This is a genomic window from Acidovorax sp. BL-A-41-H1 (genome assembly GCF_051942715.1).
Map to the genome: position 1 here is coordinate 90,351 of NZ_JBPVJQ010000004.1, position 20,878 is coordinate 111,228.

Consider the following 20,878-nt stretch of genomic DNA (forward strand, 5'->3'; position numbering starts at 1 on the left):
GGCCTGAGCCGCGCCAACTTGGACGCTTGTTGACCATGACCACAGCCATCCTGAGCGCCCTGCCGGAAGAGCAGAGTTCGCTCGTACACCATCTGTCTCGGCCACAGCGACTCACGCACGCGGGGCGCGCCTTCTGGACGGGCGACATCGAAGGGCGTGCAGTGGTGCTGGCGCTCTCGGGCATTGGCAAGGTTGCGGCGGCCACCACGACCACGGCATTGATTGAGCGCTTTGGCGTGGCTCGCATCGTGTTTACCGGCGTGGCCGGTGGCATGGGCGATGGCGTGAAGGTGGGTGATGTGGTGGTGGCCGAGGACTACCTGCAGCACGACCTGGACGTATCGCCCCTGTTCCCGCGCTGGGAAGTGCCGGGCTACGCGCGGCACCGGTTCGTCTGCGATGCAGGGCTGACTGCTCTGCTTTCAGGAGCTGTCAGCGCTTATATGAAAAGCGCTACGGGCCAATCTGACCCCAAAACTTCGCTCCATTCGATCGACACCACCTCCGCCCCGCCCCGGCTTCACCACGGCCTCGTCGTCAGTGGCGACCGCTTTGTGAGTGCCGCCGACGAAGTGCTGCGCCTGCGTACCGCCCTGCAGGAAGGCGGCCACGATGTGCTGGCCGTGGAAATGGAAGGCGCCGCAGTCGCCCAGGTGTGCCACGACTACGGCGTGCCCTTTGCCGCCATGCGCACCATCTCCGACCGCGCCGACGACACCGCTCATGTCGATTTCGCCGCATTCGTGCAAACGGTAGCCAGCCGCTATGCCGAGCACATCGTGCGCAACCTCATGCAATCGCTATAAAAATAGTAGCTATACCGGCAATTGATACATGCGCCAGCGGGTAATTTGACCCAATTTCCGCCCCCGACGGCCGTTTTGAGGGCTGACGGCCCCGTGAAACCCGCGTGCCCCAAAGCCAGCGCCACCGCGGAACCGGCTCCGCCGGGCCGCTGGACAGCCGCTATGCCGAGCACATTTTGCTCACTCTTGTGCGATAACTATAAAAATAGTAGCAACAAAGGCAATCAACACAAGCGCCAGAGCGTGATTTGACCCAAATTCCGCCCCAGGCGGCCCTTTAGAGGGCTAACTGCCCCATGAAACCGGCGCGCCCGAATGCCAGCGCCACCGCGGAACCGGCTTTGCCGGGCCGCTGGAGGCGTCCCCCCTAGGGGGGGGACAGGGGGGGCTACTTCAACCAACCCCGCTTGCGGAAATACCACATGGGCCCCAGCGCGCTGGCCACCATCAGGCCCAGTGCATACGGGTAGCCCCAGGTCTGCGCCAGCTCGGGCATGTACTGAAAGTTCATGCCGTACACGCTGGCGATCAGCGTGGGCGGCAGCAGCGCCACGCTGGCCACCGAGAAGATCTTGATGATCTTGTTCTGGTTGATGTTGATGAAACCGACCGTGGCGTCCATCAGGAAGTTGATCTTGTCGAAGAGGAACGCCGTGTGGTTGTCCAGCGACTCGATGTCGCGCAGGATCTGGCGCGCTTCCTCGAACTGCTCGGCGTTGAGCATCTTGGAGCGCATCATGAAGCTCACCGCGCGGCGCGTGTCCATCACGTTGCGGCGGATGCGGCCGTTCAAGTCTTCCTGGCGCGCGATGGCGGCCAGCACCTCGCCGGCGCGTGTGTCGGTCACGTCGCCGGCCAGCACCTGCTTGCTGACCAGCTCCAACTCGTCGTAGATGCCTTCGAGCGTGTCAGCCGAGTATTCGGCGTCGGCGTCAAACAGCTTGAGCAGCACTTCCTTGGCGTCCTCGATGAGCCCCGGCGCACGGCGCGCGCGCATGCGCAGCAGGCGGAACACCGGCACGTCTTCGTCGTGGATGGAAAACAGCACGCCCCGGCTCTTGAGGTTGGCGTTGTGCTGGTTCAGGATGAAAGCCACGCGCACCGAGCGCGGGTCTTCATCGTCGTCGATCAGAAAGTCGCTGCGGATGTGCAGCTCGCCGTTGTCTTCTTCGTAGAAGCGGGCCGATTCCTCGATGTCCTCGTCCATCGCATCCTCGGGGATGGACAGGCCGTAGTGCTGCTTGATCCAGCGCTTTTCTTCCAGGGTGGGGGCTTCCAGGTCCACCCAGATCGGCTGGAACCGGGTCAGCTCCTCCAGCGATTCGATTTCTTCCTGGAACAGCCGGCCATTGGCAAGCGTAAAGATGTTGAGCATGGGCTCACTCCCGGGTCATGTGGCGTCTGCGGTGGGGCGGTGGGGTGCTTTCAGACCCCGCGGCAGGCCGGGAGCTGAAAGCTACCAACTGGGGTAGGTTTCCAAGGATCTGTCTCCGTCAGGTTTTATGGATGAGCAGGCGGCGGATTATGGCACCGCAACATCGCTATACGGTGGCGGCGAGGCTGCTTCAGGCCCGCACGATGGCCAGCGCACGGCACAAGTCAGCCCAGGCTGCGGCCTTGTTGTCCTGCGAGCGCAGCAAAAAGGCTGCATCGTAGGTGACGACCGCCGGAAACCCGGCGATCTGGTGCGGGCCCGCGCGCAGGCGCCCCAGGGGTTCGCTGCGGCCCAGCGCGGCACGGGCCGCGACATGGCCTAGCACCAGCACCATGGCGGGCTGCAGGTCTGCCACCGTGGCATCCAGCCCGCCGGGGGTGTCGTCAAGGGCCGCCAGCCCCGCCCCGTTGCGCTCCACGACCGTGAGAAACACGCGCGGGTGGCGGTGCAGCTGCATGGCCCGCAGCATGTTGTCGAGCAGCCGGCCCGTGTCGCCCGCCAGCGGGTCCGCCGGGGTGGGGCATTCGGTCACGATCAGCCAGCCAGAGCCCAGGCCCGTGGGCACCTGGGAAGGGTCTGCGGACGGGTACAGCAGGCGCGGCGGGTGCAGCACCAGCGCGTTTCCGTGCGACCCGGATGCTGCGTGGACGGCGGGCGTCTGCGCTGGCGTACCCGGCCGCGCAGGTGGGGGCTCGGCCGCCGGGGAGTCTGTCCGGACTGGCGCGGGCGCCGGTTGCCGGGGCGCAGCCGTATCGGCGACTGCTACCGGCGGTGCGGGCGGCATGCCCGGCCCTGCCGTACCGCGCCCGGCGCCTGCAGCCGGCACACCCGTGGCAGCCGTTGCTGCCTCGCGCACGGCGGTGCCGCCATCGCTCCAGACGGTGATGCCCATTTCCTGCAGCATTGCGCGCTGCCGCGCATCCAGTGAAAGGCTCATGTGTGCGAACGGGGTGGGGTGTGAAACAAAAGCGTTTTCCGGTGTCGTTCAAAGTGCCAGGCTCATGACGACCGCATCTTCGCGCTCGCCGCCGGCCGCAGGGTAGTAGCGTTTGCGCTCGCCCACGCGCCGAAAGCCGTTGGCCTGGTAGATGTGCTGGGCCCGCAGGTTGCTCATGCGCACTTCCAGCCACAGCCATTGCGCGCCCTGGCCGCGGGCCCACAGCGCCAGGGCATCCAGCAGCGTGCGGGCCCAGCCCTGGCGCTGGAACTCCGGCGCCACGGTGATGTTGAGCAAGTGCACTTCGTCCACTCCTATCATCGCCACAAAGTAGCCCAGCAGGTGGTCATCGGCCATCAGCAGCTGGGCCTGGTAGCCCGATGCCATCGCATCGGTGAAGTTGCCGCGCGTCCACGGGTGCGAGTATGCGCGCTGCTCCACGTCCAGCACGGCATCCAGCTGGGCCAGCGTCAGCGCCTGAAAGCGCACTTCGGCGGGGGTGGCGGCAGATGGAGGGGTGGGCAGGGCGCTCATGCGGAAACAGCGGTTCGCTTCAACGGTTCACGGTGGACAAGGCGGCCACGCGGGCAATCAGATCGATGATGCTTGGCGGTAAGGAGCGATCAGGTCGCAGGCGCTGCTGCTGCCCGCAGGGCAGCCCGTTCGGCGGTGGTCTGCGCCACTTTATCGCGAATGTAGCGGGGCAGCGCGTCGCTGGCCGGCACGGCGCCACCGGCAGCCAGCAGGGCGGGTGCCAGCCGCAGCAGGGCAGCCGCGGTGGGCAGGGCGTGAACGTGGGTGGCGCCCGGGGCCAGGCGCTCGCCGTAGGGCAGCTGGGCATTGCCCGCCACGGTCCATCCGTCTGGCGCCTGTACCTGTTCGGGCGACGAAAGGCCGAAATCGGCGTCGGTCATCCATTGCCCGGTGGCCGCCTGCCATTCGCAGCATGCGTGGTAGACCTCGTCCATGCGCGCATCGAGCACGGCCACCACGCGCTGGGCACCGTGCCGGTGGCGGGCTTCCTCGGCCACGGCCAGCAGGGTGTCTACCGGCAGCACGGGTATGCCCTGGCCCCCACGTGCCCCAAATGCCAGACCCTGTGCTACCGCACAGGCCGTGCGCAGCCCGGTGAACGACCCGGGGCCGCGGCCAAAGACGATGATGTCCAGCGTGTCAAACGAGCAGCCGGCCTGCGCCATCAGGCTGCTGACAGCGGGGATCAGCGTGGCCGATGCCTGCGGCCCGCCCGGGCCCTGGTGCTCCCACACGGTGCCGCCGGCCTGAACGGCAATGGAGAGCATGTCGGTGCTGGTGTCAAAGGCGAGCAGGTTCATGGTGCGAAATCAATGGATCGGAGAGCGGCGGCGGGACGTGGGGCTTCAGCCCGGCGCGCGGCCGTGTGGCGCGGCAGCGTGCGCCGCAACGGGCGAGGGCGCATTCTGGCCCCTGCGCAGCACCCCCAGCAGGATGCCGGCCGTGACCAGCAGCAGGCCGGCCAGCAGGTTCCAGTGCATGGGCTCATCCAGAAACACGACAGCGCCCATGGCCGACAGGCCGGGCACCAGCGCGGTGATCATGGTCGAGCGCACCGGGCCGAAGTGCTGGATCATGCGCGTGAAGCTGATGCCGGAAATGACCACCGAGCCGCCCCCCTGGAAGGCCATGTGGAAGGCAATTTCGCTCCACGGGGCGGCGGCCAGATGGCTCGCAATGGCGCCCAGGCTGCTGAGCAGGATGTACCCGGGCACATACACCAGGCAGGCAAAGGCCGTGATGGCAATCGTGGCCTGCACCGCATCGACCGCATGGCGGCGTGCCAGCACGCTATAGGCGGCCCAGCACGACGCCGCCAGCATGAACAGCACGTCGCCTTTCCACGCATCGCCGCCCTCAAACGCGGCCAGCAGGCTGCGGCCGCCCACCAGCAGGTCGCCCGCCACGATCAGTGCGAGCCCCGCGGCGCGCAGAGGCGTGATGTGGTCGCGCAGGATCACCGCCGCTAGCAGCGCCGTCCACAGCGGCAGGCTGCCCGGCATCAGCACCGAGGCGTGGGTGGCTGGCGCATGGAAGAACCCCGCATAGGCCAGCATGGCGTAGAGCAGGCCGCCAAACGTACCCAGTAAAGCCGTGGTGCGCAGGGGCAGGGGCGAGATGCCCAGCAGGCTGGACGGTGCCGGCTGTGCGCCGCCGGCGATGGCCACGCGCGTGCGCCGCCGTACCAGCCACCAGCCCCAGGGCACCAGGACCAGGCTGGCTCCCACGATGCGCAACAAGGCAATGTCGAACGGCCCGAGCGTGCGCTGCGCCGAGGCGCGCGCGATCACGATGAACCCCGTCCAGATGGTGACGGTCACGATGGCCGCCAGAAGGCCCATGGCGCGGGGAGACAAACGCATCGGGCGATTATCGGCGGGCAATGCCCGCGGGGTCAGCCTAGGCTGCGGACCGCTTCATCCATCCGCCCGGTACAGGGCTAAACGGGCCTGCATACGCCCCGGGCGATAGACTCCGTCGCCATGCGATCTGCCTCCCGCTCCCCTGGCCTCAAACGCCTGCCTGTATTGCGCGCTTTCGTGGTGGCCGCCTTCTCATGGCTGTGCGCGGGCCTTCCCGGTCTTGTTCAGGCTCAGACCGCCACATCGGCCCCTGCACCCCAGGCAGCGCTGCCTGCCGAGGTCGAGGCCGCGCTGGCCCGCGCCAAATTGCCCCGCGATGCACTGGCCGTGATGGTGGTGGATGCCCAGCCGGGCGGCCGCACAACGCCCCGCCTGGCGCACCGGGCGCAGGTGCCGGTCAATCCCGCATCGGTCATGAAGCTGGTGACCACTTACGCGGCGCTGGAGCAACTGGGCCCAGCCTACACCTGGAACACCCCCGTGTACGTGCAGGGCACGGTGCAGGACGGCAGCCTGCGCGGCAACGTCTACATCGAAGGCCGCGGCGATCCCAAGCTGGTCATGGAACGCGTGTGGATGCTGATGCGCCGGCTGCAGGCGCAGGGCATCCAGGTGATCGTCGGCGATATCGTGCTGGACCGGTCGGCCTTTGACGTGCCCGAACAGGACCCGGCGCGCTTCGACGGTGAGCCCCTGCGCCCCTACAACGCCGCGCCCGATGCGCTGCTGATCAACTACAAGTCGTCGGTGATGACCTTTGTGCCCGACGCGGCGGCAGGCCTGGCGCGGGTGCAGTACGACCCGCCGCTGGCTGGCGTGCAGCGCCAGGTCACCGTGGCGCTGGCGGCCCCCGGGGCCGAGTGCGGCGACTGGCGTGCTGCCCTGCGTGCCGAACTGGCCGACCCGGCCAAGGTGGTGTTCCAAGGGGTTTATCCGAGCGCCTGTGGCGAGCGGGTGTGGCCGGTGGCGGCCGCCGACCCGCGGGGATTTGCGGCCCGCGCGGTGGAAGGCATGTGGCGCGAGCTGGGTGGCAAGCTCACTGGCAGCGTGCGCGACGGCAAGGTTCCGCAGGGGCTCAAGCCCGCGTTTGTGGTCACCTCGCCCACGCTGTCCGAGGTGGTGCGCGACGTGAACAAGTTCAGCAACAACGTGATGGCGCAGCAGGTGTTCCTGACGCTGGCGCTGCAAAAAAACGGCGTGGCCAGCTTCGATGGTGCGCGCGAAGTGCTGCGCCAGTGGTGGGTGGCCCGCATGGGCGATGCCGAACTGCCGCTGGCCGACAACGGTGCAGGCCTGAGCCGCGACGCCCGGCTCACGGCCCGGGCGCTGGCGCGCATGCTGCAGGTGGCCTGGGCATCGCCCGTGATGCCCGAGCTGGTGGCATCGTTGCCCATCTCCGGCGTGGATGGCACGCTGCGCCGCAGCCAGAGCCGCGCAGGCACTGCACACCTCAAGACCGGCAGCCTGCGTGATGTGATGGCCATTGCGGGCTACGTGCACGGGGCCAGCGGCCGGCGCTATGTGCTGGTCGCCATGGTCAACCACCCGAGCGCAGGCGCGGCACGGCCGGTGCTGGACAGCCTCATCGACTGGACCGCGCGCGACCAGTGAGCACCCTTGCAGCGGACATCCGTCCTTCTTTCACCCGACCATGCGGCGCAGGCCTCGCGGCCATCGCTTAGCGGTACCTTCCTCGTCCATGCCTTTTTCTGAACTCATCGGCTACCTGGCTGCCACGTTGACCACCTGCAGCTTCGTGCCGCAAGCCTGGCACACCTTTCGCACCCGTGATGTGAGCGGGATATCGCTGGGCATGTACAGCGTCTTCACGGTGGGTGTGGCCCTGTGGCTGGCCTACGGGCTGGCGCTGGGCGCGTGGCCCATCGTCATCGCCAACGCCATCACGCTCATGCTGGCCAGCGCGATTCTGGGCATGAAGCTGATCTACGGGGCGCGCCGGGGCGACTGAGTTTGCCCGCTCGTGCGCCAGTGCGGCCGTCCCTCGGGGCGCTGTCGCGCAGGTGTCTGGCCCGGCCGCTCTTGCGCGTTATCCCCTATGGATGGTGCAGTGCAGGTGCGAGCACGATGCGCCTGTCTGTTTCTGACCAGAGGAATCCATCCATGACACCCTTGCGCCTTACCAGCGTGGCTGCAGCCGCGCTTTTGCTCGTTGCCTGCGGCGGCTCTGACGATCCCGTCCGCGGCGCGCTGATCGATCCACCTGCCACGTTGACCACACTGACTGCCGCCCAGATTGACGCGGGCACAGCTGGCAGCGGTCTGCAGGCCATCACTGGCAAAGCCAAGTGCGACGTCAAAGTGGTTGCGCTGAACTATGTGACGCCGGGCGCCAAGAGCGGCGAAAGCAGCAACGCCTCGGGCGTGATGCTGGTGCCAGCAGGCAGCTGTACCAGCGCTGCGGCCCTGGTGGCTTATGCCAAGGGCACCGATGTGCAAAAGCCGCGCACGCTGGCCAACCCGCAGGATGGCGAGACCTTCCTGCTGGCGGCCATGTACGCGGCGCAGGGTTACGCCGTGGTGGCCACTGACTACCTGGGCTATGCCAAGTCCAACTACAGCTTCCACCCCTATCTGCATGCCGATTCCGAAGCCACCACGGTCATCGACTCGGTACGTGCAGCGCGCAACGCCGCAGGCGCGGTGGGTGCCAACCTTTCGGGCAAGGTCATGTTCACCGGCTATTCGCAAGGCGGTCATGCATCGATGGCGGCCCACCGTGCGGCCGAACGTGACTACGGAACCGAGTTCAATGTGGTCGCCGGTGCACACCTGGCGGGCCCTTACAACATGTCGGGCTCGCTCAGGCTGACGGAGGCCATCGCTGGCTACCAGTTCTTCGTCCCCTTCCTGGTGACTGCGTGGCAAAAGGTGTACGGCGACGTCTACACCGACGTGAACCAGGCGTTCAAGGCACCTTATGCCAGCTACATCGAGACGCTGTTGCCCAGCCCGACGCTGACCTACACCACTCTGGTGACCACCGGCCGCCTTCCTGGCGGCCCGGGTGTGACGCCCAACCAGGCGCGCGATGCGGTCTTCCAGCCGGCGTTCCTGCAAGGGGCCCAGACCAGCGCAACCCACCCCTTGGCCGTGGCTGCGAAAAAGCAGGACTTGCTGGGCTGGAGTCCGAAGTCCCGCCTGATGCTGTGCGGCGGCGCTGGCGACCCGACCGTGCCCCCTGCCGTGCATCAGATCCCCATGAAGGCCGACTTTGACAGCCGTGGCCTGACCAATGTGACCTCGGTAGACGTCGATCCCTTCGTCCAGGCCACCTTCGGCCCTGGCGGCAAGGCTCCTACCGATCCGACCTCCGAGGCGTTTGCCACCTACTACGGCAACTACCACGGCACGTACGAGCCACCGTTCTGCCACGCCCAGGCGCGTGGCCTGTTCGATCTGGTGAAGTAAGTAACAGTGCGGCGGCCGGCCTCTGGCCTGCAGCCTGCGCTTGCCGGCGGAAACGGACCCTGGTCCGCGCCCGCCGGGCATGAAAAAGCCGACCATAGGTCGGCTTTTTTGCGGGCCAGCCCCCGAAGCAAGGGCTGCAAAACCGGCTGACTTACCAGCGTGCGCGCAGGCGGTCGTACGCGTAGGTGGCAAACTGGCGATGGGCTGATGGCGTGAGGTACACGTTGTCTGCAAACACGTAGCTTGTTGCGTTGGCATTGGGCAGCAGGGTTGAGGTGTTGCACAGGGACGAATTCACCTGGCCTGCGCCGATGCCGATGCCTGGGCCTGCATCCACCGAGGTGCACACCGCCGTGGTCGCGTTGCTGAAGCCGAAGTTGCCGGGCGTGCTGGTGTACAGGTTCACGTAGTAGGCCAGGTCCACGTACAGCACGTTGGCGCCCAGGTCCACGATGTCCACCAGCAGGCCTTCGTTGAAGCGGCTGCTGGCGGTGGACAGCAGCGATTCGCGCTGGATGGCCTTGGCCCAGGGGGTCTTGCCCAAGTCGTACGTGCCGGTGACGACCACGTACTTGGCGCCAGCGTTCACCAGGCGGCGCACCTGCGCGGCCAGGTCTTCGCCAGCCTTGCGGGCGGCGGCGGCCATCTGGGCCTCGGTCTGTGTGCCGGCATTCACAGCGGCCATGCCGGCGATCACGTCGCTCACGCCGCCCGTGATGAACACGACCTCATTGCCTGCAAAGGTGCCACTGGCCAGGTAGGTGCTGATCTGCTCGGCCACGGTGGGCGTGGTGGTGTTGCCCGCAGCATCGGGCTTGGCATTGACGCGCGCATTGCCCACCGCGTAGCTCAGGCCACCGGCCGAGGCAGCGGCCAGGGACTTGCCGTAGTTGGCCGCCACCTGCAGCGTCCAGTTGTTTACGCTGCCGTCGTTGACGGTGTAGCGCGAGCCCTTTTGTCCCACATCGCTCACCGCATCGCCAAACGCGATGAAGCGCTGGGGCGAGATGGCCGATTCGGTGGTGCTTGAACCGCAGGCCGCAAGCAACGCGGCCGACGCACATGCGGCGACCACAACGGTACGACGCATCCAATTTGCTGCCATGTGTATTTCTCCAGAAAAGTGGCGCTTAGTTTAACGACGCAATGCGAACCCATGTAAAGCAGCGGGAGCCAGTGTCCGGGCCGTCGGTCGCGCACCCTCGGGGGCAGCCGCTGTGCGTTGCCTGCGCGGCATGCTTACGCGGCGGCCGCGCGCTGCAGCCTGTCGCGCACGCCTTCCCAGTCGGGCGTGGCGGGTGGTGCTTCCACCCAGATCAGCTTCACGCCCTGCTCGTCAAAGCCGCGCAGCACGGCAAAGAGCTGGTGTGCAGCAGCCGCGGCGTCATCAGGCATGCGGCGCAGCACCAGCCGGGCCGACGGGGTCCGCAGGGGGGTGCGCGAATACACCGCGATGTGCGCCGCGTCAGCGCCCAGCAGGTCCAACCCCGTCTGCAGCGCCTTGGCGTCCATCAGGCGAACCTTGGCATTGGGCGCGTAATGGGCCTCCAGCGTGCCGGAGGCGCGCGGTGTCAGGCTGGGCAGGTCGTCCCGCGACAGCGGCTTGATGCCGCAGGCCTGCTGGATCTGCTCGCGTGTGATGCCACCGGGGCGCAGCAGCACCGGCACGCCCCGCGTGCAGTCGACGATGGTGCTCTCGATGCCCACCTGGCAGGGGCCGCCGTCCAGCACCAGCAGCTGTTCGCCCAGTTCGTCCTGCACATGCCGGGCGGTGGTGGGGCTCACGCGGCCAAACCGGTTGGCGCTTGGCGCTGCCACGCCCCAGACGGGCGCATCGCCGGGGACGGAGTCGTCCGCCGGCGCGGCACAGGCCACCAGCAGCGCGTGTGCCACGGGGTGTGCGGGGCAGCGCAGCCCCACGCTGTCCTGCCCGCCCGTGGCGGCACCGGCCACCCCGGGCAGGCGCGGCAGGATGAGCGTGAGCGGGCCTGGCCAGAAGGCATCGACCAGCTTTTGCGCAAAGGCGGGCACGTCGCGCGCGAAGTGCGCGATGCCCGAGGCGTCGGCCACATGCACGATCAGGGGATGGTCGCTGGGGCGGCCCTTGGCGGCAAAGATCCGCGCCACCGCGGTATCGCTGCCGGCGTTGGCGGCCAGCCCGTACACCGTTTCGGTGGGCAGACCCACCAGGGCGCCGCTGCGCAGGGCGCGAGCGGCGGCGGCGATGGCTGTGGGGTCGTTGCCGTCAAGAATCATGGAGGCGATGTCTGCCGAAAAGGGGTCTGCCGCAGCGCGTCAGAACGGGGCAATGCCCAGGATGGCCGCGGCCTGCAGCGCCGTGGCACGCGCAGCTTCGGGCGTGGCGGCCGTGATATTGAGGTGGCCCATCTTGCGGCCGCGCTTGGCGTCGTGTTTGCCGTACAGGTGCAGGTGTGCGCCGGGCAGCGCCAGCACTTCGGCCCAGGGCGGGGTTTGCGCCGTTTCGCCGTGCGCAAACCACAGGTCGCCCAGCAGGTTGAGCATGACCGCTGCGCTGTGCTGGCGCGGCTGCGTGAGCGGCAGGCCCGCCATGGTGCGCACCTGCAGCTCAAACTGTGACACATCGCAGGCGTTCTGGCTGTAGTGGCCGCTGTTATGCGGGCGCGGGGCGATCTCGTTGACCACCAGGCTGCCGTCCTGCAGCACGAAGAATTCCACGCACAGCACGCCGATGTACTGCAGGACTTCTGCTACAGACTTTGCAGCACTCACTGCTTGATTTGCAAGGGCTTGCGGCAGATTTGATTCAAAAACCTCGGTCACGGCCAGGATGCCGTCGCGATGCAGGTTGCGCTGCACGGGCAGGTGCACCATCGCGCCGTCATGACCGCGGGCCACGATCACGGAGCATTCGAGCTGCAGTGGCAGCATTTTCTCAAGCACGCAGGGCACCTTGCCCACCGCATCCCAGGCGGCGGCCAGCTCGGTGGGCGTCTTCACGCGCACCTGGCCCTTGCCGTCGTAGCCCATGCGGGCCGTCTTGAGGATACCGGGCAGCAAATCGGCGGACACGGTATCGAGTTGTCCGGCGGTCTCGATGACGGCATACGGCGCGCAGGGCACGCCACAGGCCACAAAGTGCGCCTTCTCGCGCGCACGGTCCTGCGCCACCGAGACAGCGCTGGCCGCGGGCGATACCGGCAGCTGGGCGGCCAGCGTGGCCAGCGCGGCAGCGGGTACGTTCTCGAATTCGGTGGTCACCGCATCGGCCACCCGGGCCAGCTCGGCCAGCCCCGCCGGGTCTTCGTAGCCCGTCTGGATGTGGTGGTGGCTCACCAGCCCGGCGGGGCTGGTGGGGTCGGCATCGAGCACGGCGGTGAAGTAGCCCATGGCCTGCGCCTGGTGCACGAACATGCGGCCCAGCTGACCACCGCCGAGAACGCCTAGTGTGCTACCGGGCAGAAGGGGTTGATGGGTGGATTTTTTCATCGCCGGGCCGCCCCAAGATGAAAAAGCGGCCCCCTCGGGGGGCAGCGACCCGCGCAGCGGTGGAGCGTGGGGGTCGTGTTCATGCGGGCAGGGTCATGTTGCGGGCCACTTCCGTCTGCTCGGCGCGGAAGGCGTCCAGGCGCTGGCGCAGTGCGGGGCTTTCGTTGGCCAGCAGCGCCACGGCAAAGAGCGCCGCATTGGCGGCACCGGCAGTACCGATGGCAAACGTGGCCACCGGAATGCCCTTGGGCATCTGCACGATGGAGTGCAGCGAATCCACACCCTGCAGGTGGCGGCTGGCCACGGGCACGCCCAGCACGGGCACCGTGGTCTTGGCGGCGATCATGCCGGGAAGGTGGGCGGCGCCGCCGGCACCGGCAATGATGGCCTTCAGGCCCCGGCTTGCTGCGGCCTCGGCGTAGGCAAACATGTCGTCGGGCATGCGGTGGGCCGAGACCACGCGGGCCTCATGGGCGATGCCGAACTGCTCAAGGATTTGCACTGCATGCTGCATGGTGTCCCAGTCGCTGCTGGAACCCATGACCACGCCGATCTGGATGGGATTCATGGTGTGTGGGGTGGCGCTGCCCCGGGCCGGGTGCCCGCTGGCGCTGTAGGTGGAACCCGCGATTTTACGTTTTGCGTCCACCTGCCAGAAGGGCCAACGGGCGATGGGCGAAAATAGGGGTCACGCTTCACAGGCCCGTGCCCGCACCATCATGATTGACGTCACCGTAGAAAATTTCGAAGCCGAGGTGGTTGCCGCCTCGATGAACGGCCCCGTGCTGGTCGATTTCTGGGCCCCGTGGTGCGGGCCCTGCAAGTCGCTCGGACCCGTCCTGGAGAAGCTCGAAAACGACTACGCCGGTCGCTTCAAGCTGGTCAAGATCGACTCCGACCAGGAGCAGCAGATCGCCGGCATGTTCGGCATCCGCAGCATTCCCACCTGCGTGCTGCTGATGAACGGCCAGCCCGTGGACGGCTTCATGGGCGCCCTGCCCGAAGGCCAGGTGCGCGCATTCCTGGACAAGCACATCCCCTCGGCCGAGGTGATCGAGGCCGAGATCGAGGAAGACGAAGCGCTTGAGGCGCTGTCGGCGGGCGACACCGGCGCTGCCCTGGAAAAGCTGCAGCACGCCGTGGTCACCGACCCCGGGAACGACGATGCGCGCTTTGACTACGTGAAGCTGCTGCTGCAGCTGGGCCGCGACGACGATGCCAAGGTGGCGTTTGCGCCGGTCATCGCCAAGGCGGCAGGCTCGGCGCGGCTGGGGGCGCTCAAGGCCTGGATGGATGCTATTGATTTCGCAGCTGCCAGTGCTTATGGAGAAAGCGCTGGAGCCGAATTTGATGCAAAAATTGCCGCCAACAAGCGCGATTTTGACACCCGTTTTGCCCGTGCGCGCTGGCATCTGGCGCACCAGCGCTTCACCGACGCAATGGACGAGCTGCTGGAGATCCTCATGCGCGACAAGGCGTGGAACGACGAGACGGCGCGCAAGACCTACGTGCATATCCTGGAGCTGATCGAGCCGCCCCGAGTCAAGGTGGCTGACGGCCAGATCCCGCCATCGGACCCCGTGGTGGCCACCTATCGGCGCCGACTGTCCAGCGTGGTCCTGAGCTGACGCGTCTTCGCGCCGCATCCATGGTCGATGCGCTGCACCGCATGTCGGGCGCGTCCAGGGCATTGCGCCCTGAGGCAGGGGTGTATTCAGTCGATGGGCCCGGGCTGAGCGGCAGCGCCAGCCGCCTGCTGTTGTGCAGCCTGGGTTTTGCCCTCGTGCTTTCGGTGGCCGGGTGTGCCTCACGCCCCCCGACGCCCGATGCCGTCGTGACGGGCGTTGCCCTCTCGCGCGAACGGGTGGTGCTCCCCCCCGAAGCCGTGCTGGAAGCGGCACTGCTGGACGTCAGTGATCCCGACGCCCCGCCTCTCGTGCTGGGCCGTCAGCGGCTGGCTCCTGCGGGTCAACCTCCGTTCGCATTGGCCATTCCGTACCCGGCGTCTCGCTTCGTGGTGAAGGGCCGCTACGAGGTGCGCGCCACCGTCACCCTCGAAAACCGCATGTTGCTCGCGACCGTGCAGCGCTACCCGGTGCCGCAGGACGCGGCATTTCGCCACGTGAGCTTGCAGCTGCAGCGCATGTGGCCTCAGGCCGCCACGGCCGACGCCGCGGTGCCGCTCCTGCTCACGCACTGGCGGCTGACCGAAATCCAGGGCGAAGCAGTGGCACGGCCCGCAGCCGCCGCGCCGCCGTCGCCGCACCTGGTCTTTCAGGCGGATGAGGCCCGCGTCACCGGGTTCGGAGGGTGCAACCGTTTCTTTGCCGACTACGCGGCGCAGGGCGCGGCGCTGCGCTTCGGGCGCGTTGTCTCCAACATCACGCTGTGCCTGCCGAGCGCGGCCACCGAGGAGCGCTTGTTTGCTGCGCTGGCGCAGGTGGCAAGCTACCTCCAGCAGGGCACGCAGCTGTTGTTCAGGGATGCGGACGGGCAGCCCGTGCTCAGATTCGAAGCGGACGAAGCGGTGTTGCAGTAAGCGACACACCGATGTACCCACAGCCCGCGGCCGGCGTGCGGGCGCCGACGCGCGGCCAGCGCCTTGCAATGCCTCAGGCAGTGAGCCGGTCCAGGGCTTCGCGGTACTTGGCGGCGGTTTTTTCGATCACCTCGCGCGGCAGGCGCGGCGCAGGTGCGGTCTTGTCCCAGGGCTTGCCGGCAATCTGGGCCTGCTCCAGCCAGTCGCGCACAAACTGCTTGTCGTAGCTGGGCGGGTTTTCGCCACGGGCCAGCGCGTCGGCATAGCCTTCCACGGGCCAGTAGCGCGAGCTGTCGGGAGTAAGCACTTCGTCCATCAGCACCAGCGTGCCGTCCGGCGCCAGGCCGAACTCGAACTTCGTGTCGGCAATGATCATGCCCTTGGTCAGCGCAATCTCGGCCGCGGCCTTGTAGATGGCAATGCTCAGGTCGCGGATGCGCGTGGCCAGGTCGGCGCCGATCATGGCCACCGTCTGCTCGAAGGTGATGTTCTCGTCGTGCTCGCCAGCCGCGGCCTTGGCAGCCGGGGTGTAGATGGGCTCGGGCAGCTTGGCCGCATTCGTGAGGCCTTCGGGCAGCGGCACGCCGCATACCGACCGCGATTCCTGGTATTCCTTCCAGCCGCTGCCGGCCAGGTAGCCGCGCACGACGGCCTCGACAGGGATGGGCTTGAGGCGCTGCACCAGCATCGAGCGGCCGCGCACCTGCGCCGCTTCGGCCGGGCTCACCACGCTTTCGGGCGCATCGCCGGTGAGGTGGTTGGGGCAGATGTGGCCGAGCTTGTCGAACCAGAAAAGCGCCATCTGCGTGAGCAGCGCGCCCTTGCCCGGAATCGGTTCGCCCATGATCACGTCAAACGCCGACAGGCGGTCGCTGGCCACCATCAGGATGCGGTCGTCGCCCACGGCGTAGTTGTCACGCACCTTGCCCCTCGCCAGCAGGGGCAGGGATGTGAGGGCAGAGGTGTGCAAGGCGGGGGAGCTTGGCTGGTTCATGGTGTGGTGTGGCGGTCGGTATCCACCGCGGCCTGGCCTGCGGGGCGGTGTGGTGTCGGGGCACTGCCCCGCGCAACCGGCTGATTTTACGCGGCAGGCGCGCGCCCGCGGGTGGGGCCGATCGCGTGGGCCATGGGGGCCGCGCACGCCGCAGGTAGCGGCGGCACTCGGCCTGCACAGTGCGGCGCCGGCGTTTGCCCGTGCTCCCGCTGCAGCGTCTGGCGCATTGCGGCACACTGCGCTGCTTCGATCTGTTCGGCCGCCGTCCGGCGACTCCTGTGTCCTCCACCCCCTCCGACCCTCCCCACCCCGCCCCGGTGCCTGCCTCCAACGCCGTCCTTCAGCGCCGCGAACTCTGGCTGCTGATCACGCTGGCAGGCGTGCAGTTCACGCACATCCTCGACTTCATGATCATGATGCCGCTGGGGCCGCAGTTCACCCAGTTGTTCAGCATCAGCGATGCCCAGTTTGGCCTGCTGGTGTCGGCCTACACCCTCGCTGCGGGCGCATCGGGCCTGCTGGCTTCCACCTACATCGACCGCTTCGGGCGCAAGCGGTTGCTGCTGGTGCTGTATTCGCTGTTCGGCCTGGCCACGCTGGCCTGTGGGCTGGCGCCGACGTATGGATCGCTGATGGTGGCGCGGGTGCTGGCCGGTTTCTTTGGCGGGGTGCTGTCCGCCCTCTCGCAGACCATCGTCGCCGACGTGGTGCCGTTTGAGCGGCGCGGCCGCGCCATGGGCATCGTGATGACGTCGTTTTCGGTGTCCACGGTGGCTGGGGTTCCGCTGGGGCTGTTGCTGGCGCAGTGGGGCAGCTGGCACACGCCGTTCTTTGCCATCGCGGCCATGGTCGGCCTGCTGGCTGTGGTGGCGGCACGCACCATGCCGCCGCTGTCAGCCCATGTGCAGGGGGCCGCTGGCAGGTCGGCTGTCCAGGGCATCACGCAGGTGCTGGGGGACGCCAACCACCGCTGGGCGTTCCTGTTCACCGCGCTGCTGATGTTCACGGGGTTCACCGTGATTCCGTACATCACCATCTACCTGCAGACCAACGCCGGCGTGCGTGCCGACCAGATCCCGCTGGCCTATTTGTGCGGCGGTGTGGCCACGCTGTTCACCGCGCGTCTGTTCGGGCGCCTGACCGACCGCTACGGCAAGGTCGAGACCTTCCGGGTGCTGGCGCTGGGCGCAGCGCCGTGCCTGCTGGGGATCACGCTGGTCGAGGGGTTTTCACTGTGGGTGGTGCTGGCCGTGTCCACGTTGATGTTCGCGATCGTCAGCGGGCGGATGATTCCAGGCATGGCGATCGTCGCCTCGGCGGCCCGGCCGCAGCTGCGCGGCACGTTCATGACGCTCAATGCGTCGGTCCAGTCGGCATCGATGGGCGTGGCATCGGTGGTGGGCGGACTGGTCATCAGCCGCGATGCGCAAGGGCTGGTGCAAGGCTACTGGATGTGCGCGGTGCTGGGCATTTCGGCAAGCCTGCTGTCGATGCTGGTCGTTGCCAAGCTGCAGATGCACGGGGCGCCGGCCAGCGCTCGCTGAGTCGCAGGGTCCGCGAATGCGGGCTGCAACCTGTTCACTCCAGCATTGTGCGCGGGTTTCAGGCCGACCGCACCTTGCCGGGCATAACCCAGCAATACATGACGGTATGGGATTGCTTTTCGCCGGTGGCAGGGGCATAGTGAACTCAAGTCAGCGGATCCATCGACGCGTTCTTCCCCGGGCCATTCCTCTACCCAAGGATGGCGTTTTTCCACCGAGAGCCACAGGAGACTACTTTATGAATCTGACGATCAGCGGGCATCACCTTGAAGTCACTCCAGCCCTGCGCAGCTATGTCACCACCAAGCTGGAACGCGTCACACGGCACTTCGACCAGCTGGTGGATATCAAGGTCCTGCTCACGGTAGAAAAGCAAAAGGAAAAGGAAAAGCGACAGCGGGCAGAATGCAACATTCACGTCAAGGGCAGCGACCTGTTTGCGGAAAGCTCCCACTCCGACCTGTATGCCGCTGTCGATGAACTGATCGACAAGATGGACCGGCAGGTGGTGCGCCACAAGGACCGGCTGCAAGACCACCACCACGAAGCCGCCAAGCGCGAGATGCACGCCTGACGCGCCGGCCCTGAGCCCGGCACCGCAACCGCCCTGACGGGCGGTTTTTTTGTTGCCTGATGCGCCGGAATCAGGGTTTTCGCCAACATGTGCATAATTGTTACCCTTGACCATGAACCGACTTGCCTCCATCCTGCCCGCCGCTCAAGTGCTTGTGAGCGTGGACGCCACCAGCAAAAAGCGTGCTTTTGAAGAGGCAGGTCTGCTGTTCGAGAGCCAGCACGGGCTTTCGCGCGCGCTGATCACCGACAGCCTTTTTGCACGGGAGCGCCTGGGCTCCACTGGCCTGGGTCATGGCGTGGCCATTCCCCACGGCCGGATCAAGGGCTTGAAGGCCCCGATGGCCGCCGTGTTCCAGTTGCTCAACCCCATCGGGTTTGATGCGCCGGACGAGCTGCCGGTTGGCTTGCTGATCTTTTTGCTGGTGCCCGAAGCGGCCACGCAAAAGCACCTGGAAATCCTGTCTGAAATCGCGGAGCTGCTCAGCGATTCCGCCTTGCGCGAGAAGCTCAAGTCCAGCAGCGACGCCGCCGAACTGCACGGCATGATTGCCGGCTGGCAGTCCACCCAGGCCGCCTGACTGCTACCCATCTCTCAACGCGCAGTCGCTGCCCCCTGCCGTGAAACCCAATGTTGTCAGTGCCGATGTCCTGTTCGAGGAGTTTCGCGGCCTCCTGAAATGGGAATGGGTGGCCGGCCTTGGCGCATCCGAGCGCCGATTTGACGAAGTCGCCGTCCGTTCGGCCCGCTCTGGCGCCGACCTGGTCGGGTACCTCAACTACATCCATCCGTACCGCGTGCAGATCCTGGGCGAGCGCGAGATCGCCTACGTGGGGAGTGCATCGCCCGAGGATTGCAAGCGCCGCATCGCGCGCATCGTCACCCTGGAGCCACCCGTGCTGGTGCTGGCCGACAACCAGGTCGCGCCTGATGAACTGGTGTCGATGTGCGAGCGGGCCCAGATCCCGATGTTCTCCACGCACGAGTCGTCGGCGTTCGTCATCGATGTTCTGCGCACCTACCTGTCCAAGCACTTTGCCGACCGCACCACGATGCACGGCGTGTTCATGGACATCCTGGGGCTGGGCGTGCTCATCACCGGCGAATCGGGCCTGGGCAAGAGCGAACTGGGGCTGGAGCTGATCTCGCGCGGCAACGGCCTGGTGGCCGATGATGCCGTGGACCTGTTTCGCATCAACCAGACCACCATCGAAGGCAAGTGCCCCGAACTGCTGCAGAACCTGCTGGAGGTGCGCGGCATCGGCCTCCTGGACATCCGCGCCATCTTTGGCGAGACAGCCGTGCGACGCAAGATGCGCCTCAAGCTCATCGTGCATCTGGTGCGCAAGGAAACGCTGGAACGCGACTACGAGCGCCTGCCGTACGAGCCCCTCACCCAGGATGTGCTGGGCGTGCCCGTGCTCAAGGTCGTCATCCAGGTGGTGGCCGGTCGCAACATCGCCGTGCTGGTCGAAGCCGCCGTGCGCAACACCATCTTGCAACTGCGCGGTATTGATACCTATCAGGAATTCGTCGAGCGCCACCGCCGCGCCATGGAGCGCGACACCGGCGGTTGAAACTGGCGCGACCCATGCCAGCGCTCCCGCGCAAGGGCCGCCCCGCCGCGCTGGGAGCGTCCCCCTCAGGGGGAAGGCGCGCAGCGCCTCAGGGGGAACCTATTTAGTTGCACAGGCAGCGCACTGCCCATACAGCGCCATCGTGTGGTCCTGCACCACCCAGCCTTTGGCCTTGGCCACGGCCTGCTGGCGCTTTTCGATCTCGGCGTCGTAGAACTCTTCCACCTTGCCGCACGAGGTGCAGATGAAGTGGTCGTGGTGCTGGCCCTCGTTGAGCTCATACACCGCCTTGCCGCTCTCGAAGTTGCTGCGGATGAGGATGCCCGCCTGCTCGAACTGCGTGAGCACGCGGTAGACGGTGGCCAGGCCGATGTCAGACCGCTCTTCCAGCAGCACGCGAAAGACATCCTCGGCCGTCATGTGCCGCTGGGCGCCCTTCTGGAAGATTTCCATGATCTTCAGGCGCGGCAGGGTGGCCTTCAGGCCGGTGCTCTTGAGTTCGTCGATGTTGGTCATGGCATGCGCTTTCGGGGGAAGGCCCGGTCCCGGGGAGGCCAGCCGCTACAATGGTCCGATCATATCCTCAGCCCTTTTATCCATGCCCGTTCAAGCCCGTTGCAGCACCCGTCCGGCGCTCGCCCTGATGATCGGAGCCAGCCTGATCGCCCTGGCCGGGTGTGGCAGTTTCAGTGGTGCATCTGACCGCATTGCCGGCATCGTCAAACCATACCGCATCGATGTGGTGCAGGGCAATTTCGTTTCGAGCGAGCAGGTTGCTGCGCTGCAGCCTGGCATGGGCCGCCAGCAGGTGCGCGAGATTCTGGGCACGCCGCTGGTCACCAGCCTTTTCCATGCCGACCGCTGGGAATACGTGTTCACCCTCAAGCGCCCTGGCCAGGAAATCCAGACCCGCAAGCTCACGGTTTTCTTCAAGGGCGATGCCATGGAGCGGGCCGAGGGTGATGACATGCCTTCTGAAACAGAGTTCGTCGCCTCGCTGGGCAAGCGCAGCGGCAATGTGAAGGTGCCGGTGCTGGAAGCCACGCCCGAGCAGCTGTCCAAGTTCCCGGCGCCGTCGCGCCCGGCTACGGCACCCACGGCCGCGCCGCTTGAGCCTGCCTCTACCAGTTATCCCCCGCTGGAAGCGCCCACGCGCTGACCTGCGGCCTGCCAGGCCCA

At 66.9% G+C, this 20,878-nt stretch carries 22 protein-coding genes; 11 read left to right on the top strand and 11 right to left on the bottom strand.

Translation table 11 applies throughout. The features are described 5' to 3' along the window. Nucleotides 1-35: 35 nt before the first annotated feature. Nucleotides 36-806, top strand: coding sequence for a 5'-methylthioadenosine/adenosylhomocysteine nucleosidase (locus ACTPOI_RS09430; protein WP_440108376.1), 771 nt, complete (start codon nt 36-38; stop codon nt 804-806). Nucleotides 807-1,194: 388 nt separating this feature from the next. Here the strand turns inward: ACTPOI_RS09430 and corA are convergent, their stop codons facing one another. The 5 genes from corA to ACTPOI_RS09455 form a co-directional block, all read right to left on the bottom strand. Further along, nucleotides 1,195-2,181: a magnesium/cobalt transporter CorA gene (gene corA / locus ACTPOI_RS09435; RefSeq protein WP_440108377.1), complete on the bottom strand. Its 987-nt coding sequence runs from the start codon at nt 2,179-2,181 to the stop codon at nt 1,195-1,197. A gap of 190 nt (nt 2,182-2,371) precedes the next feature. After that, nucleotides 2,372-3,178, bottom strand: coding sequence for a uracil-DNA glycosylase family protein (locus ACTPOI_RS09440; protein WP_440108378.1), 807 nt, complete (start codon nt 3,176-3,178; stop codon nt 2,372-2,374). Between the two features lie 48 nt (nt 3,179-3,226). Next, on the bottom strand, nt 3,227-3,712 hold the full coding sequence (rimI, locus tag ACTPOI_RS09445; RefSeq protein ID WP_440108379.1) for a ribosomal protein S18-alanine N-acetyltransferase: 486 nt from the start codon (nt 3,710-3,712) through the stop codon (nt 3,227-3,229). An 89-nt stretch (nt 3,713-3,801) separates the two neighbouring features. Then, complete coding sequence (tsaB, locus tag ACTPOI_RS09450) at nt 3,802-4,512, bottom strand: tRNA (adenosine(37)-N6)-threonylcarbamoyltransferase complex dimerization subunit type 1 TsaB (protein ID WP_440108380.1); 711 nt, start codon at nt 4,510-4,512, stop codon at nt 3,802-3,804. 45 nt (nt 4,513-4,557) lie between these two features. Beyond that, nucleotides 4,558-5,574 carry a DMT family transporter gene (locus ACTPOI_RS09455; protein ID WP_440108381.1) on the bottom strand — a complete coding sequence of 339 codons (1,017 nt, stop codon included), beginning with the start codon at nt 5,572-5,574 and terminating at the stop codon, nt 4,558-4,560. A gap of 120 nt (nt 5,575-5,694) precedes the next feature. Here ACTPOI_RS09455 and dacB point away from each other — a divergent pair, with 120 nt between their 5' ends. From dacB to ACTPOI_RS09470, 3 genes are all read left to right on the top strand, one after another. Beyond that, the gene (dacB, locus tag ACTPOI_RS09460; protein ID WP_440108382.1) at nt 5,695-7,185 is read left to right on the top strand and encodes a D-alanyl-D-alanine carboxypeptidase/D-alanyl-D-alanine endopeptidase; all 1,491 of its coding nucleotides are present in this window, start codon (nt 5,695-5,697) and stop codon (nt 7,183-7,185) included. A gap of 88 nt (nt 7,186-7,273) precedes the next feature. Continuing rightward, nucleotides 7,274-7,543, top strand: coding sequence for a SemiSWEET transporter (locus ACTPOI_RS09465; RefSeq protein WP_440108383.1), 270 nt, complete (start codon nt 7,274-7,276; stop codon nt 7,541-7,543). 152 nt (nt 7,544-7,695) lie between these two features. Next, entirely contained in the window at nt 7,696-9,003 is a 1,308-nt protein-coding gene (locus ACTPOI_RS09470; RefSeq protein ID WP_440108384.1) for a lipase family protein, read from the top strand. Nucleotides 9,004-9,154: 151 nt separating this feature from the next. Here ACTPOI_RS09470 and ACTPOI_RS09475 read toward each other — a convergent pair whose 3' ends face one another. The 4 genes from ACTPOI_RS09475 to purE form a co-directional block, all read right to left on the bottom strand. Continuing rightward, entirely contained in the window at nt 9,155-10,108 is a 954-nt protein-coding gene (locus ACTPOI_RS09475; protein ID WP_440108385.1) for an SGNH/GDSL hydrolase family protein, read from the bottom strand. A gap of 134 nt (nt 10,109-10,242) precedes the next feature. Continuing rightward, nucleotides 10,243-11,259 carry an L-threonylcarbamoyladenylate synthase gene (locus ACTPOI_RS09480; RefSeq protein WP_440108386.1) on the bottom strand — a complete coding sequence of 339 codons (1,017 nt, stop codon included), beginning with the start codon at nt 11,257-11,259 and terminating at the stop codon, nt 10,243-10,245. A 39-nt stretch (nt 11,260-11,298) separates the two neighbouring features. Then, nucleotides 11,299-12,471, bottom strand: coding sequence for a 5-(carboxyamino)imidazole ribonucleotide synthase (locus tag ACTPOI_RS09485; RefSeq protein WP_440108387.1), 1,173 nt, complete (start codon nt 12,469-12,471; stop codon nt 11,299-11,301). A gap of 79 nt (nt 12,472-12,550) precedes the next feature. Then, the gene (purE, locus tag ACTPOI_RS09490) at nt 12,551-13,039 is read right to left on the bottom strand and encodes a 5-(carboxyamino)imidazole ribonucleotide mutase (protein ID WP_440108388.1); all 489 of its coding nucleotides are present in this window, start codon (nt 13,037-13,039) and stop codon (nt 12,551-12,553) included. A 151-nt stretch (nt 13,040-13,190) separates the two neighbouring features. Here purE and trxA point away from each other — a divergent pair, with 151 nt between their 5' ends. Together trxA and ACTPOI_RS09500 are read left to right on the top strand one after the other, a co-directional pair. After that, nucleotides 13,191-14,099: a thioredoxin gene (gene trxA / locus ACTPOI_RS09495; protein ID WP_440108389.1), complete on the top strand. Its 909-nt coding sequence runs from the start codon at nt 13,191-13,193 to the stop codon at nt 14,097-14,099. Nucleotides 14,100-14,119: 20 nt separating this feature from the next. Next, entirely contained in the window at nt 14,120-15,010 is an 891-nt protein-coding gene (locus tag ACTPOI_RS09500; RefSeq protein WP_440108390.1) for an META domain-containing protein, read from the top strand. A 73-nt stretch (nt 15,011-15,083) separates the two neighbouring features. On the opposite strand, the gene ACTPOI_RS09505 is transcribed toward ACTPOI_RS09500, so the two are convergent. Continuing rightward, nucleotides 15,084-16,004, bottom strand: coding sequence for a phosphoribosylaminoimidazolesuccinocarboxamide synthase (locus ACTPOI_RS09505; RefSeq protein ID WP_440108391.1), 921 nt, complete (start codon nt 16,002-16,004; stop codon nt 15,084-15,086). A gap of 317 nt (nt 16,005-16,321) precedes the next feature. Between ACTPOI_RS09505 and ACTPOI_RS09510 the strand changes: the two genes are divergently transcribed. From ACTPOI_RS09510 to hprK, 4 genes are all read left to right on the top strand, one after another. Beyond that, the gene (locus ACTPOI_RS09510) at nt 16,322-17,548 is read left to right on the top strand and encodes an MFS transporter (RefSeq protein WP_440108770.1); all 1,227 of its coding nucleotides are present in this window, start codon (nt 16,322-16,324) and stop codon (nt 17,546-17,548) included. 238 nt (nt 17,549-17,786) lie between these two features. Continuing rightward, nucleotides 17,787-18,122, top strand: coding sequence for a ribosome hibernation-promoting factor, HPF/YfiA family (gene hpf, locus ACTPOI_RS09515; RefSeq protein ID WP_069103986.1), 336 nt, complete (start codon nt 17,787-17,789; stop codon nt 18,120-18,122). A 112-nt stretch (nt 18,123-18,234) separates the two neighbouring features. Beyond that, complete coding sequence (locus ACTPOI_RS09520; RefSeq protein ID WP_291518666.1) at nt 18,235-18,702, top strand: PTS sugar transporter subunit IIA; 468 nt, start codon at nt 18,235-18,237, stop codon at nt 18,700-18,702. A 40-nt stretch (nt 18,703-18,742) separates the two neighbouring features. Continuing rightward, nucleotides 18,743-19,699: an HPr(Ser) kinase/phosphatase gene (gene hprK, locus ACTPOI_RS09525; RefSeq protein ID WP_440108392.1), complete on the top strand. Its 957-nt coding sequence runs from the start codon at nt 18,743-18,745 to the stop codon at nt 19,697-19,699. Nucleotides 19,700-19,798: 99 nt separating this feature from the next. Here the strand turns inward: hprK and fur are convergent, their stop codons facing one another. Further along, the gene (gene fur / locus ACTPOI_RS09530; protein ID WP_440108393.1) at nt 19,799-20,215 is read right to left on the bottom strand and encodes a ferric iron uptake transcriptional regulator; all 417 of its coding nucleotides are present in this window, start codon (nt 20,213-20,215) and stop codon (nt 19,799-19,801) included. A gap of 82 nt (nt 20,216-20,297) precedes the next feature. On the opposite strand from fur, the gene ACTPOI_RS09535 reads away from it, so the two are divergent. Next, nucleotides 20,298-20,858 carry an outer membrane protein assembly factor BamE gene (locus tag ACTPOI_RS09535; RefSeq protein ID WP_440108394.1) on the top strand — a complete coding sequence of 187 codons (561 nt, stop codon included), beginning with the start codon at nt 20,298-20,300 and terminating at the stop codon, nt 20,856-20,858. The last annotated feature ends 20 nt before the right edge of the window (nt 20,859-20,878 follow it).

Excerpts from the sequence above, each read along its gene's own strand:
- ACTPOI_RS09430 (WP_440108376.1), top strand. The coding sequence starts at position 36 with ATGACCACAGCCATCCTGAGCGCCCTGCCGGAAGAGCAGAGTTCGCTC.
- corA (WP_440108377.1), bottom strand. The coding sequence starts at position 2,181 with ATGCTCAACATCTTTACGCTTGCCAATGGCCGGCTGTTCCAGGAAGAA.
- ACTPOI_RS09440 (WP_440108378.1), bottom strand. The coding sequence starts at position 3,178 with ATGAGCCTTTCACTGGATGCGCGGCAGCGCGCAATGCTGCAGGAAATG.
- rimI (WP_440108379.1), bottom strand. The coding sequence starts at position 3,712 with ATGAGCGCCCTGCCCACCCCTCCATCTGCCGCCACCCCCGCCGAAGTG.
- tsaB (WP_440108380.1), bottom strand. The coding sequence starts at position 4,512 with ATGAACCTGCTCGCCTTTGACACCAGCACCGACATGCTCTCCATTGCC.
- ACTPOI_RS09455 (WP_440108381.1), bottom strand. The coding sequence starts at position 5,574 with ATGCGTTTGTCTCCCCGCGCCATGGGCCTTCTGGCGGCCATCGTGACC.
- dacB (WP_440108382.1), top strand. The coding sequence starts at position 5,695 with ATGCGATCTGCCTCCCGCTCCCCTGGCCTCAAACGCCTGCCTGTATTG.
- ACTPOI_RS09465 (WP_440108383.1), top strand. The coding sequence starts at position 7,274 with ATGCCTTTTTCTGAACTCATCGGCTACCTGGCTGCCACGTTGACCACC.
- ACTPOI_RS09470 (WP_440108384.1), top strand. The coding sequence starts at position 7,696 with ATGACACCCTTGCGCCTTACCAGCGTGGCTGCAGCCGCGCTTTTGCTC.
- ACTPOI_RS09475 (WP_440108385.1), bottom strand. The coding sequence starts at position 10,108 with ATGGCAGCAAATTGGATGCGTCGTACCGTTGTGGTCGCCGCATGTGCG.
- ACTPOI_RS09480 (WP_440108386.1), bottom strand. The coding sequence starts at position 11,259 with ATGATTCTTGACGGCAACGACCCCACAGCCATCGCCGCCGCCGCTCGC.
- ACTPOI_RS09485 (WP_440108387.1), bottom strand. The coding sequence starts at position 12,471 with ATGAAAAAATCCACCCATCAACCCCTTCTGCCCGGTAGCACACTAGGC.
- purE (WP_440108388.1), bottom strand. The coding sequence starts at position 13,039 with ATGAATCCCATCCAGATCGGCGTGGTCATGGGTTCCAGCAGCGACTGG.
- trxA (WP_440108389.1), top strand. The coding sequence starts at position 13,191 with ATGATTGACGTCACCGTAGAAAATTTCGAAGCCGAGGTGGTTGCCGCC.
- ACTPOI_RS09500 (WP_440108390.1), top strand. The coding sequence starts at position 14,120 with ATGGTCGATGCGCTGCACCGCATGTCGGGCGCGTCCAGGGCATTGCGC.
- ACTPOI_RS09505 (WP_440108391.1), bottom strand. The coding sequence starts at position 16,004 with ATGAACCAGCCAAGCTCCCCCGCCTTGCACACCTCTGCCCTCACATCC.
- hpf (WP_069103986.1), top strand. The coding sequence starts at position 17,787 with ATGAATCTGACGATCAGCGGGCATCACCTTGAAGTCACTCCAGCCCTG.
- ACTPOI_RS09520 (WP_291518666.1), top strand. The coding sequence starts at position 18,235 with ATGAACCGACTTGCCTCCATCCTGCCCGCCGCTCAAGTGCTTGTGAGC.
- fur (WP_440108393.1), bottom strand. The coding sequence starts at position 20,215 with ATGACCAACATCGACGAACTCAAGAGCACCGGCCTGAAGGCCACCCTG.
- ACTPOI_RS09535 (WP_440108394.1), top strand. The coding sequence starts at position 20,298 with ATGCCCGTTCAAGCCCGTTGCAGCACCCGTCCGGCGCTCGCCCTGATG.